Annotated in this window: 14 protein-coding genes; 6 read left to right on the top strand and 8 right to left on the bottom strand. The window is 71.1% G+C overall.

Annotated elements, in window-relative coordinates; translation table 11 throughout:
- Window positions 1-49 precede the first annotated feature (49 nt).
- Window positions 50-1,171 carry a LolA family protein gene (locus tag ABT360_RS16565; protein WP_351815996.1) on the top strand — a complete coding sequence of 374 codons (1,122 nt, stop codon included), beginning with the start codon at window positions 50-52 and terminating at the stop codon, window positions 1,169-1,171.
- A gap of 66 nt (window positions 1,172-1,237) precedes the next feature.
- Here the strand turns inward: ABT360_RS16565 and ABT360_RS16570 are convergent, their stop codons facing one another.
- Window positions 1,238-2,602 carry a M28 family metallopeptidase gene (locus tag ABT360_RS16570; protein ID WP_351815999.1) on the bottom strand — a complete coding sequence of 455 codons (1,365 nt, stop codon included), beginning with the start codon at window positions 2,600-2,602 and terminating at the stop codon, window positions 1,238-1,240.
- Window positions 2,603-2,885: 283 nt separating this feature from the next.
- Between ABT360_RS16570 and ABT360_RS16575 the strand changes: the two genes are divergently transcribed.
- Together ABT360_RS16575 and ABT360_RS16580 are read left to right on the top strand one after the other, a co-directional pair.
- Window positions 2,886-3,071, top strand: coding sequence for a hypothetical protein (locus ABT360_RS16575; RefSeq protein ID WP_351816002.1), 186 nt, complete (start codon window positions 2,886-2,888; stop codon window positions 3,069-3,071).
- Window positions 3,072-3,078: 7 nt separating this feature from the next.
- Window positions 3,079-3,300, top strand: a complete 222-nt coding sequence (locus ABT360_RS16580) for a hypothetical protein (protein WP_351816005.1) — start codon at window positions 3,079-3,081, stop codon at window positions 3,298-3,300.
- Window positions 3,301-3,388: 88 nt separating this feature from the next.
- Here the strand turns inward: ABT360_RS16580 and ABT360_RS16585 are convergent, their stop codons facing one another.
- A complete protein-coding gene (locus tag ABT360_RS16585; protein WP_351816008.1) occupies window positions 3,389-3,841 on the bottom strand; it encodes a VOC family protein in 453 nt (150 codons plus the stop codon).
- Window positions 3,842-3,883: 42 nt separating this feature from the next.
- Here ABT360_RS16585 and ABT360_RS16590 point away from each other — a divergent pair, with 42 nt between their 5' ends.
- Window positions 3,884-4,480 (top strand): CGNR zinc finger domain-containing protein, encoded by a 597-nt coding sequence (locus tag ABT360_RS16590; protein ID WP_351816031.1) that lies wholly within the window; start codon window positions 3,884-3,886, stop codon window positions 4,478-4,480.
- Window positions 4,480-4,872, top strand: coding sequence for an SRPBCC domain-containing protein (locus tag ABT360_RS16595; RefSeq protein WP_351816010.1), 393 nt, complete (start codon window positions 4,480-4,482; stop codon window positions 4,870-4,872). Before ABT360_RS16590 ends, ABT360_RS16595 begins: the two co-directional genes overlap by 1 nt.
- Here the strand turns inward: ABT360_RS16595 and rarD are convergent.
- Window positions 4,869-5,891: an EamA family transporter RarD gene (rarD, locus tag ABT360_RS16600; RefSeq protein WP_444852254.1), complete on the bottom strand. Its 1,023-nt coding sequence runs from the start codon at window positions 5,889-5,891 to the stop codon at window positions 4,869-4,871. The two genes, ABT360_RS16595 and rarD, sit on opposite strands and share 4 nt — an antisense overlap.
- A gap of 198 nt (window positions 5,892-6,089) precedes the next feature.
- The gene (locus ABT360_RS16605; RefSeq protein WP_351816016.1) at window positions 6,090-6,953 is read right to left on the bottom strand and encodes an SDR family oxidoreductase; all 864 of its coding nucleotides are present in this window, start codon (window positions 6,951-6,953) and stop codon (window positions 6,090-6,092) included.
- 92 nt (window positions 6,954-7,045) lie between these two features.
- On the opposite strand from ABT360_RS16605, the gene ABT360_RS16610 reads away from it, so the two are divergent.
- Complete coding sequence (locus ABT360_RS16610; RefSeq protein WP_351816018.1) at window positions 7,046-7,441, top strand: winged helix-turn-helix transcriptional regulator; 396 nt, start codon at window positions 7,046-7,048, stop codon at window positions 7,439-7,441.
- A 37-nt stretch (window positions 7,442-7,478) separates the two neighbouring features.
- Here ABT360_RS16610 and ABT360_RS16615 read toward each other — a convergent pair whose 3' ends face one another.
- From ABT360_RS16615 to ABT360_RS16630, 4 genes are all read right to left on the bottom strand, one after another.
- Window positions 7,479-8,528 (bottom strand): 2-oxoacid:ferredoxin oxidoreductase subunit beta, encoded by a 1,050-nt coding sequence (locus ABT360_RS16615; protein WP_351816021.1) that lies wholly within the window; start codon window positions 8,526-8,528, stop codon window positions 7,479-7,481.
- Window positions 8,521-10,491, bottom strand: coding sequence for a 2-oxoacid:acceptor oxidoreductase subunit alpha (locus ABT360_RS16620; RefSeq protein ID WP_351816024.1), 1,971 nt, complete (start codon window positions 10,489-10,491; stop codon window positions 8,521-8,523). Before ABT360_RS16620 ends, ABT360_RS16615 begins: the two co-directional genes overlap by 8 nt.
- A gap of 287 nt (window positions 10,492-10,778) precedes the next feature.
- The gene (locus ABT360_RS16625; protein WP_351816034.1) at window positions 10,779-11,462 is read right to left on the bottom strand and encodes a response regulator transcription factor; all 684 of its coding nucleotides are present in this window, start codon (window positions 11,460-11,462) and stop codon (window positions 10,779-10,781) included.
- A 266-nt stretch (window positions 11,463-11,728) separates the two neighbouring features.
- A partial coding sequence (locus ABT360_RS16630; RefSeq protein ID WP_351816026.1) for a sensor histidine kinase occupies window positions 11,729-12,037 on the bottom strand: 309 nt, incomplete at its 5' end.

Below are 12,037 nucleotides of genomic sequence, written 5' to 3' on the forward strand. Positions count from 1 at the left end.
CTTGGTCAGATGGATACAGATGGATCGCTGACCACGGAGGTAGGCACACATGGCACCGAACGACAGCACCGGGCGCCGGAAGACGGCACGGTACGCGGTCCCGGTCGCGGTGGCGGGGGTGGCGGCGGCGACGATCGGGCTCGTCCCGGCGCTCGCGGCATCCGGGGACCCCGAACTGCCGGAGATCACGGCACAGCACCTGGTGGAGAAGATCGCCGCGTCGGACGTCCAGCGGCTGTCCGGCACGGTGAAGGTGACGGCGGACCTGGGGCTTCCGTCGCTGGCCGGGCTCGGGGGAGACCTCGGGGGCGGCGGCGAGGGCGTCGGGAAGCTGATGGAGTTCGCCTCGGGCACGCACACCCTGCGCGTGGCGGCGGACGGGCCGGACAAGCAGCGGCTGACCGTCGTGGACGACGCCTCCGGCGAGTACAGCCTCGTACGCAACGGGGACGATGTGTGGGCGTACGACGGCGCGTCCAAGGAGGCGGTCCACTCGACCGAGCGCGGTTCGCGGGACGACGCCGAGCCCGGGCTTCCGGCCACCCCGAAGGACCTCGCGGCCGAGGCGCTGAAGGCCGTCGACGACACGACGTCGGTGACGGTCGACGGTACGGCGCGGATCGCCGGGCGCGACGCGTACCAGCTGGTCATCAAGCCGAAGCAGAGCGGCTCGACGATCGGTTCGATCAAGATCGCGGTGGACGCGGACAACGGCGTACCGCTGAAGTTCACGCTCACCCCGAGCGGGGGCGGCAAGGCGGCGATCGACGCGGGCTTCACGAAGGTGGACTTCGGCAAGCCGGCCGCGTCGACGTTCGACTTCGCGCCGCCGAAGGGCGCGAAGGTGACGGAGGCGCCGGCCGAGGCTCCCTCGCACGGCGAGTCGGCCGCCCCCGAGGAATTCCCGGGCATGGAGGACCTGAACGTCATAGGCGAGGGCTGGACCTCCATCGCCCGGCTCACCGGCCCGGCGGGCGGCATTCCGTCCGAGGCCCCGGCGGAGGCGCAGAAGTTCCTGGACGCGCTGGGCGACAAGGTGACCGGGAAGTTCGGCTCCGGCACCGTCTTCAAGACCCGTCTGGTCAACGCCCTGCTGACCGACGACGGCAAGGTCTACGTGGGCGCGGTGACCCCGGAGGCCCTGGTCGACGCGGCAAACGGCAAGAAGTGACGGACCCCGTGGACGTGCCCCGCTCGGGGCGGTTCTCCGGGCGGGGCACGCGGTCGTTCGGTCGGCTCAGAACGTGAGGCGGAACGCGTTGATGTAGCCCGTGTCCTGGGCCGCCACGTCCTGCACGCGCAGCTTCCAGGCGCCGTTAGCCGCCTCGCTCGACGCGTCGACCGTGTAGGTGGTCTGGACGTTGTCGGCCGAGTCGTTGCCGCTGGAGTTCTTGAGCCGGTACGCCGTGCCGTCGGGTGCCACCAGGTCGACGACCAGGTCGCCGCGCCAGGTGTGGACGATGTCGACGCCCGCCTTGAGCGCGGCCGGGGCGTTGCCGGAGCGGCCGGAGACGGTGACCGTGGACGTCACGGCGGCGCCGTTGTCGGGAATGGTGACGTCCGCGGTGTTCTCGTACGTGTCGCCGGTCGGCGGCTCCGTCGTACCGGCGGACAGCGTCCAGATGGCGTGCGCCACCGCGTCGCTGTTCCGGTCGAGTGCGGTGTCGTTGATGTTGGACGTGGTGTCGCACGAGGAGTGGTAGCAGCGGTCGAAGGCCTGACCGGCCGTACCGCCCCACTTCTGCGCCTGGGCGCTGGTCTTCGTACGGCTCGCGCCGGTGAACAGACCGCCGACCGGGATGCCGACGTTCTTGAACGAGGCGTGGTCGGAGCGGCCGTCGCCCTCCGTCTCGATCTCGGTCGGGACGCCGAGGCCGGCGAAGAAGTCCTTGAAGGTCTTCTCGATGGTCGGGTCGTCGTCGTAGACGAAGTAGCCGGGGTTCGGCGACCCGATCATGTCGAAGTTGAGGTAGCCCTTGACCTTGGAACGCTCTGTCGTCGGCAGGTTGTTGACGTAGTACTTGGAGCCGACCAGGCCGAGCTCCTCCGCGCCCCACCACGCGAAGCGGAGGTGCTTGGCGGGCTTGAGCTGGGCGCGGGAGACGGCGAGCGCGGTCTCCAGGACGGCGGCGGAGCCGGAGCCGTTGTCGTTGATGCCGGCACCGGAGGAGACCGAGTCGAGGTGGGCACCGGCCATGACGACCTGGTTCGTGTCGCCGCCGGGCCAGTCGGCAATGAGGTTGTAGCCGGTGGTGCCGTTGTACGTGAACTGCTGAACGGTGGTGGCGAATCCGGCGGCGTCCAGCTTGGCCTTCACGTAGTCGATCGACGCCTTGTAGCCGGGGCGGCCGTGGGCGCGGTTGCCGCCGTTGGCGCCGGCTATCGACTGGAACTGGGTGAGGTGCGCCTTGACGTTGGCGACCGGTATGTCGGGCGCGGCGGCGGTCGCGGTGGGTGCGGCGGGGGCTGCGGCTGACGGGGTGGTGGGTGCGGCGGGGGCCGCTGTGGCTGCCGGGACGGCGGTGGCCAGGAGGCCGGCGACGACGAGCGCGGCGGCTGCGGCGGTGCGTCTGGGTATGCGGTGGTGCGCGGAGACGTTCATGTGGGGGCTCCGGATTCCGTACGGGGATGGGACGGAACGTGCGAGACGCCCCGCGGCCTTGGGGCGCGGGGCGTTGGAGCTGGTGAAGCTGATGGAGCTTCTCGTGCGATGTGCGTGCTGAATGTTCAACGAGAGTTTGACTTACCGTCAAGGGCATAATCCGGTCACGAGCGTTCGTATATCGGACCGTTCTGTCGTCGAAGTGGTCGCGGAATGAACACCGCCACATGCCCTTTCGGCCACGGCCCCCCTCGTTCCCTCCTCGGCAGGGCATGCTGCCCCCATGGGGCATTACGCGCACGGCCCGGGTGAACTGCCGGGCATCTGGGAGCGCTTCACGGCGTGGGGCACCATCGAGGTGCTGGCGGCGACGCTCGGGCTGCTCGCCGTCCTCGCCCTCGTCGTCCTTTTCGGGTCCCGCGGAACGCGGCGGCCCCCCATGGGGCCGGGGAAGGGTGATCGGAGGTGAGCCGGGCGTGAACCTCGAAGCGGCTCTCTTCTACGTCCTCGACGCGCTGATCGTGTACGCAGCGCACATCGCGGCCAACTTCGCCTTCGTGATGCTCTGCCTGTGCGCCGTGGTGATCGGCGGCTTCACGCTCTGGCAGCGGCGAAGGGCCCCTCGTCCCGCGGGGGACGAAGGGGCCGAGGAGGTCGGCCTGAGCGGCTTCCGCTGGGAGGAGGGCGACGAGCGGTAGGCGCGCCGGCGGTGGGCGCCGCCGGGCGGGGGTGCGGTGCGGTAGGCGCCGCCGGGGCCGGGCGTGGTGGGCGCGGTGGGTGCCGTGCCTACTGCACGCAGAACTCGTTGCCCTCCGGATCCGCCATGACGGTCCATTCGCCGCCCGGCTCCTTGACGTGGCGCAGCACGGCCGCGCCCAGCGCCTCCAGCCGCGTCACTTCCGCCTCCCGCCGGCCGGGCGGGGCGTGCAGGTCGAGGTGGAGCCGGTTCTTCCCGGTCTTCGGCTCCGGTACGCGCTGGAAGAGCACCCGCCTGCCGAGGCCGGTGCCGGTCTGCTCGTCGTACGGGTCGTCCGGATGCCGGACGGCGACCAGATCGCGAAACGCACGTCGGCCGTGCGCTTCGACGGTGTCCGCCTCCGTCACGTACCCGAGGCCCATCAGCCGGTCGATGTGGGCGCTGTTGTCCTCGACCAGGTAGCCCAGGGCCTCGGCCCAGAAGTCGGCCTGGGGGTGCGGGTCGGCCGCGTCGATCACGAGCTTCCACTGGAGCGGTGTCATGTAACCACTTATATTGGTTACGTGAGTGCGTCCGCAAGAGGCATGACCCTGCACCCGCCGGATGGCGGTTCGTTCCGCTTCGATCCCGGCGCGCTGTGCCTGGAGTTGCTGCTCACCGGCGGTCCCGGCCCACTCGCCCGGTTCGAGGTGCTCGACACCCCCGCCGGGCTCCTCGACTGGGTGGCGGCCAGCCGCCTCGACCCACCGGGCCTGCGGCTGCCGCCCATCGGCGAGGCGGACCTCGCGGCGGTAAGGGGCGTGCGCGACGCCCTGCACGGGCTCACTGCCGCCCGGGCGCACGGGCGCACTGCCCCGGCGCCCGATCTCGCCGTGGTGAACGCCGCGGCGGCCGTACCACCGCTGGCCGTGCGCATGACAGCGACCGGGCGGCGGGCGTGGGCGCCCGGCGCGAGCGTGGCGGGGCTGGTGTCGACGATCGCCCGGGACGCGATCGACCTGTTCACCGGCCCGTACGCGGCCGCGGGCCGGATCCGCGAATGCGGTGCCCACGACTGCTACCTGCTCTTCGTCGACACGTCCCGCCCCGGCCGCCGCCGCTGGTGCGCGATGGAACGGTGCGGCAACCGCCACAAGGTCCGGGCCCACCGCGCCCGTACCCAGACGGAAGGAGAAGCGTGATGCCCACAGGACTGACCCGCGACGCGGGCTGGGAGATCGGTGTGTCGAAGACCCTGCCGCTGCCGGCCGGCACCGTATGGGACTTCATCGCGAGTCCGGAAGGCGTCGCGCTCTGGCTCGGCGGCGCGAAGGGCGGGCTGCCCACGGAGAAGGGCGCGGCGTACGAGACGGTCGACGGGGTCACCGGCGAGGTGCGCAGCTACCGGCCCGGCGACCGGGTGCGCCTCACCTACGGCGGGAGCACGGTTCAGGTCGCCGTCTCCGAGGCCGGCCCGGGGAGGGCCGTCCTCCGTTTCCACCAGGAGCACCTCACGAGCGCGGAGGAACGTGAGCAGCGCCGTACCCACTGGCAGGGCGTCATGCGACGGGTGGAGGAGGCGCTGCGGCCCTAGGCCTTCGGGGTGCCGGTGGCCGACAGATCCCCGGGAGCCCCGCCCCCGGGCCGGTTCGTCGACCGGTCCACCGGCCCGGCCCCGGGCTGGTCCACGGGTTGGTCCGCCGGCCGGACCGTACCGCCGCCTGCCACTGCCGCCCCGGGCTCCGTCCCCGCTGCTGCCAGGCGCAGGGCCGCCGCCTCCGCCCTCGTACGCCGTGACGTCCGCAGCGCGTCCCACGTCAGGATCGACAGGGCCAGCCAGACCAGCGAGAAGCCCGCCCAGCGCTCGGGCGGCATCGCCTCGTGGAAGTAGACGACACCGAGCAGGAACTGGAACACGGGCGCCAGGTACTGCAGCAGCCCCAGCGTCGACAGCGGCACCCGGATCGCCGCCGCGCCGAAGCACACCAGCGGCACGGCGGTGACCACGCCCGTCGCGGCGAGCAGCGCCGCGTGGCCCGCCCCCTCCGTACCGAAGTGGGCCGAGCCCTGGGAGGCCAGCCACAGCAGGTACGCCAGCGCCGGCAGGAACTGGACGGCGGTCTCCGCCGCCAGCGACTCCAGGCCGCCGATGTTGACCTTCTTCTTCACCAGGCCGTAGACGGCGAACGAGAACGCGAGGATCAGGGAGATCCACGGTGGCCGGCCGTACCCCACCGCCAGGACCACCACCGCCGCGAAGCCGGTGCCCACCGCCGCCCATTGCGCGGGCCGCAGCCGCTCCTTCAGCAGCAGGACGCCCATGGCGATGGTGACCAGCGGGTTGATGAAGTAGCCGAGCGAGGCCTCCACCACCTGGCCGGCGTTGACGGCCCAGATGTACAGGCCCCAGTTGAGGGTGATCACCGCCGCGGCGAGCGAGATCAGCCCGAGCTTGCGGGGCTGTCGCAGCAGCTCGCGTATCCAGCCCCAGCGGCGCAGCGCGAGGAGCGCGACACCGACGACGGCCAGGGACCAGACCATGCGGTGGGCCAGGATCTCGACCGCCCCGGCCGGCTTCAGCAGGGGCCAGAAGAGCGGCACGAGGCCCCACATGCCGTAGGCGCTCACGCCGTAGAGGAATCCCGCCCGCTGCTCGCCGCCGCTCTTCGCCGCCACTGGCCGCCGCCCTTCCGCCTGCCCGCCCTGCCCTGTCCTGGCCTGCACATGCCCTGCACAGGCCTTGCGGACGAAGGTAGCGCCGCGCGGGGCGGCCTGTCATGCCCGTACCGCGATACGGTCATGACACGTGCGTCACAGCTGCCGGAGCGCCTCCGCCACGGTGTCGGCGAGCGGGGTGGTCGGGCGGCCGATCAGGCGGGCCAGGGCACCGTCGGTACGGGCCAGCAGGCCGCGCTCGATCGCCTTGTCGACATCGACGAGGATCGCCGCGAACGGCTCGGGGACGCCCGCGCCGGTGAGGATGTCCAGGTGCGTCTCGGCGGGCACGTCGCGGTACGCGATGGGCCGGCCGGTCTGCCGGGCGACCTCCGCGGCGTACTCGGTGAAGGACCACGCGGTGTCGCCGCTCAGCTCGTACGCCTTGCCCAGGTGGCCGTCCCCGGTCAGTACGGCCGCGGCCGCGGCCGCGTAGTCGGCGCGGGTGGCGGAGGCGACCCGGCCGTCGCCGGCGTTGGCCACGACGGCGCCGTGCTCCAGGACCGTGGCGAGGTGTTCGGTGTAGTTCTCGGTGTACCAGCCGTTGCGCAGCAGCGTGTACGGCAGCCCGGAGTCGAGAATCGCGCCCTCGGTGACCTGGTGCTCGGCGGCCAGGTCGAAGTCGGCGTCCGGCCCGCCGAGGATGCCGGTGTACGCCAGCTGCGCCACACCCGCCGCCTTCGCCGCGCTGATCACGGCGGTGTGCTGCGGTACACGCCGCCCCACCTCGCTGCCGGAGACCAGCAGCACGCGGTCACCCGCCTCGAACGCGTCGGCCAGGGTCTCGGGACGGTCGTAGTCGGCGATGCGGAGCTCGACGCCCAGCTCCGCGAGGCCGGCGGCCTTCTCCTTGTCGCGTACGACGGCGGCGATGCCGGCCGCCGCGACGCCATCGGCCAGCAGGGTGTCGATGACGAGGCGGCCGAGGCGGCCGGTGGCTCCGGTGACGACGATGCTCATGGGTGGTTCTCCGTTCGGTCGGGGGATCGCAGAACCAACCTACGGAGAGCGCTAACTTTTGGAAAGTACCCACTTTGAAGTAAGGTACTGGCATGAGCGTAAGCAGTGGCGGGCGTCCTCCGGGTCCGGCGCCGGACGTCAACGACGCGATGTGCCCCTCCCGCCTCGTCCTTGAACACGTCACCAGCCGCTGGGGCGTACTGGTCCTCGCCACGCTGCTGGAACGCACCTACCGGTTCAGCGAACTGCGCCGCTCCATCGGTGGCGTGAGCGAGAAGATGCTCGCCCAGACCCTTCAGACCCTGGAACGGGACGGCTTCGTCCACCGCGACGCCAAGCCGGTCATCCCGCCCCGTGTCGACTACTCGCTCACCGCGCTCGGGCGGGAGGCCGCCGAACAGGTCTGGGCCCTCGCGCGGTGGACCGAGCGGCAGGTCGACGCCGTCCAGCGGGCGCGGGACGCCTACGACGAGGCCCGGGCCTCCTGACGGAGACCCGGGCCTCGACAGCCGTCCGCGCCGGACGTCAGCCGATGACCGTCCAGGTGTCGTTGCCCGCGAGCAGCGCGGCGAGGTCACCCTTGCCGTTCTGCTCGATGGCCGCGTCGAGCTGGTCGGCCATCTGCGTGTCGTAGACGGGACGCTGGACGGACCGGAACACGCCGATGGGCGTGTGGTGCAGCGTGTCCGGATCCGCGAGCCGGGACAGGGCGAACGCCGTGGTGGGGCTCGCGCTGTGCGCGTCGTGGACCAGGATCCGGCTCTCGTTCTCCGGCGTCACCGGGACCACCGTCAGATCTCCGGTGGCCGGGTCCCGGACGACACCCTTGCCGCCGTCGGGACCGAAGCGGATCGGCTGCCCGTGCTCCAGGCGGATCACCGCCTCTTCCGCCTGGTCCTTGTCCTTCAGTGCGTCGAAGGCCCCGTCGTTGAAGATGTTGCAGTTCTGGTAGATCTCCACCAGCGCCGTGCCGGGGTGGTCGGCCGCCTGCCGCAGGACCTCGGTGAGGTGCTTGCGGTCGGAGTCGACGGTCCGCGCCACGAAGGACGCCTCCGCCCCGATGGCGAGGGACACCGGGTTGAACGGCGCGTCGAGCGAACCCATGGGCGTCGACTTGGTGATCTTGCCGACCTCGGAGGTCGGCGAGTACTGCCCCTTGGTCAGGCCGTAGATCCGGTTGTTGAACAGCAGGATCTTGAGGTTGACGTTGCGCCGAAGGGCGTGGATCAGGTGGTTGCCACCGATGGACAGCGCGTCTCCGTCGCCGGTGACGACCCAGACGGACAGGTCGGTGCGGGAGGAGGCCAGACCGGTCGCGATCGCGGGCGCACGGCCGTGGATCGAGTGCATCCCGTAAGTGTTCATGTAGTACGGGAAGCGGGAGGAGCAGCCGATGCCGGAGACGAAGACGATGTTCTCCTTCGCCAGGCCGAGCTCGGGCATGAAGCCCTGCACGGCGGCGAGGATCGCGTAGTCACCGCAACCGGGGCACCAGCGCACTTCCTGGTCGGACTTGAAGTCCTTCATGGACTGCTTGGCCTCGGCCTTGGGCACCAGCTTCAGCGCCTCAGTCATGGATGGCCTCCTTGAGAGCCGTGGCGAGCTGCTCCGCCTTGAACGGCATGCCGTTCACCTGGTTGTAGCTGTGCGCGTCGACCAGATATTTCGCCCTGATGAGGGTGGCGAGCTGGCCCAGGTTCATCTCGGGCACGACGACCTTGTCGTACCGCTTCAGCACATCCCCGAGGTTCTTCGGGAAGGGGTTGAGGTGGCGCAGGTGGGCCTGGGCGATGGACTCCCCGGCCGTGCGCAGCCGCCGCACGGCGGCCGTGATCGGCCCGTACGTCGAGCCCCAGCCCAGCACCAGGGTGCGAGCGGCGGCGCTCGGGTCGTCGACTTCCAGGTCGGGGACGTCGATGCCGTCGACCTTGGCCTGCCGGGTGCGGACCATGAAGTCGTGGTTGGCCGGGTCGTAGGAGATGTTGCCCGTGCCGTCCTGCTTCTCGATGCCGCCGATGCGGTGCTCGAGCCCCGGCGTGCCGGGCAGGGCCCACGGGCGGGCGAGGGTCTTGGGGTCGCGCTTGTACGGCCAGAAGACCTCGGTGCCGTCGTCCAGGGTGTGGTTGGGGCCGGTGGCGAACCGGACCCCGAGGTCGGGCAGCTCGTCCAGGTCCGGGATGCGCCACGGCTCGGAACCATTGGCCAGGTAGCCGTCGGAGAGCAGGAACACCGGGGTGCGGTAGGTGAGCGCGATACGCGCCGCCTCCAGTGCCGCGTCGAAGCAGTCCGCCGGGGTGCGCGGCGCCACGACCGGCACCGGTGCCTCGCCGTTGCGCCCGTACATCGCCTGGAGCAGGTCGGCCTGCTCGGTCTTGGTCGGCAGGCCGGTCGACGGGCCGCCGCGCTGGATGTCGACGATCAGCAGCGGAAGCTCCAGCGAGACCGCGAGGCCGATCGTCTCGGACTTCAGCGCCACACCGGGGCCGGACGTGGTGGTGACGGCCAGGGACCCGCCGAAGGCCGCGCCCAGGGCGGCGCCGATGCCGGCGATCTCGTCCTCGGCCTGGAAGGTCCGTACCCCGAAGTTCTTGTGCCTGGACAGCTCGTGCAGGATGTCGGAGGCCGGGGTGATCGGGTACGAGCCCAGGTACAGCGGCAGGTCCGCCTGCCGGGACGCGGCGATCAGACCGTAGGCCAGGGCCAGGTTCCCGGAGATGTTGCGGTACGTGCCGGTGGGGAACGCCTTCGTGGCGGGGGCGACCTCGTAGGAGACGGCGAAGTCCTCGGTGGTCTCGCCGAAGTTCCACCCCGCCCGGAAGGCGGCCACATTGGCCTCGGCGATCTCCGGCTTCCTGGCGAACTTCTGCCGGAGGAACTTCTCCGTGCCCTCGGTCGGCCGGTGGTACATCCAGCTCAGCAGCCCGAGCGCGAACATGTTCTTGGAACGCTCGGCCTCCTTGCGGGAGAGGCCGAAGTCCTTGAGCGCCTCGATCGTCAGCGTCGTGAGCGGCACCGGGTGGACGCGGTACCCGTCGAGGGAGCCGTCCTCGAGCGGCGAGGTCTCGTAGCCGACCTTCGCCATGGCCCGCTTCGCGAACTCGTCGGTGTTGACGATGATCTCGCTCCCGCGCGGCACGTCGCCGATGTTCGCCTTCAGCGCGGCGGGGTTCATCGCGACCAGCACGTTCGGCGCGTCGCCCGGCGTGAGGATGTCGTGGTCGGCGAAGTGCAGCTGGAACGAGGAGACACCCGGCAGGGTGCCGGCGGGGGCCCGGATCTCGGCCGGGAAGTTCGGAAGGGTCGACAGGTCGTTCCCGAACGACGCGGTCTCCGACGTGAAACGGTCACCCGTCAGCTGCATACCGTCGCCCGAGTCACCCGCGAAACGGATGATCACACGGTCCAGACGGCGTACTTCCTTCTCCGTACCACGCTGGCCGGGGCCGCCACGCTGTTCCCCGACGACAGCCTCGCCGGCCTGGCGGGTCCCACCGGACTCGTCGGCCTGATCGGATGGGCTACTGACCTGGCTGGTCACTGAACTGGACCTCCCTCGAGACAAGGGGCCTCCCCGCCGTCGGCGGGGGAACGCTCGGGAGACGGCCGACCCACCAGCCGCCCCAAGGCCCACCCTACGTCCGTAAGGGTCGCCTTCCTTGGGCTGCTCATATGGTGGACGCCCATGTGAGACGTCCGTACGCCCTGGATCATCATGCTTTGTCTCCCCCCGCGCCGTTCGGTAACGACGCTCCCGACTCGTCCTTCGGTTCCAGGCCGTGCGGCAGGTGTCGCGGCCGGCGGTGCCGGCCCGGCGGGCGCCGCACGTCAGCCGTTCAGGTAGGTCAGCACCGCGAGTACACGCCGGTGATCACCGTCACTCGGCGACAGCCCGAGCTTCAAGAAGATGTTGCTCACGTGCTTCTCCACCGCGCCCTCACTCACCCTCATCTGGCGTGCGATCGCCGAGTTCGTCCTGCCTTCCGCCATCAGCCCGAGGACCTCGCGCTCGCGCGGCGTCAGCGCCGCCAGCACGTCCTGCTTACGGCTGCGGCCGAGCAGCTGGGCCACCACCTCCGGGTCCAGCGCGGTGCCGCCCTGGGCGACCCGCACCACCGCGTCCACGAACTCGCGGACCTCGGCGACCCGGTCCTTCAGCAGATAGCCCACCCCTCGGCTGTTGCCGCCCAGCAACTCGGTGGCGTACCGCTCCTCCACGTACTGCGACAGCACGAGCACCCCGATACCCGGGTGCTCCTTGCGGAGCTGCACCGCCGCCCGCACCCCCTCATCGGTGTGGGTCGGTGGCATCCGTACGTCGGCGACCACCACGTCCGGCAGCGCGTCCTCGTCCGCCAGCTCGCCGACCGTCTTGACCAGGGCCTCACCGTCCCCGACACCAGCGACGACGTCATGGCCCCGGTCCGTCAGCAGCCGGGTCAGCCCCTCCCGGAGCAGTACGGAATCCTCGGCGATGACCACGCGCACCCTGTCCTCCACCACAGCCCGCATCCCCCACGAATCGATGTGCATCACGCGACTTCCGCGTCTGCGACCCAGCATTCCAGCAACCGGATGACGGCGGGCCGGCCTGTGGACAACTCGCTGGACAGCGGCGGCCGGGCGGGGGCGGGCGGAGGGGTGGAGACCGAGGCGGCCGTGTGGCAGGAGGACGTGTGGGGGGAGGTGGGGACGGATGTGGGGGTGGAGGGCGTCAGGGTGGAGGTGCGGGCGCGCGGCCGAGCCGGGGGACGGGCGCTGGCAGGACGCGGGCGGTGTCAGCCCCGCCAGGGCAGCTCGGCGGTGACCGTGGTCGGCCCGCCCGCCGGCGAGTGCACGGCGAGGATGCCGTCCACCGCGTCCAGCCGCTCCGTCAGCCCCGCGAGGCCGCTGCCTTCGGTCACCTCCGCGCCGCCCCGGCCGTCGTCCGCCACCTGAAGCATCAGCCTGTCGTCCACTCGCCATACGTCGACCGTGGCACGGCTGGCTCGTGAGTGCTTCGAGACGTTCTGGAGCAGCTCCGAGACGGTGAAGTAGGCGATGCCCTCGATCGCCGGGGCCGGACGGGTCGGCAGATCCACCTCCAC

Origin of the sequence: Streptomyces sp. NPDC000229 (assembly GCF_040300825.1) — a bacterium.
In the GTDB taxonomy this organism is placed as follows: domain Bacteria; phylum Actinomycetota; class Actinomycetes; order Streptomycetales; family Streptomycetaceae; genus Streptomyces.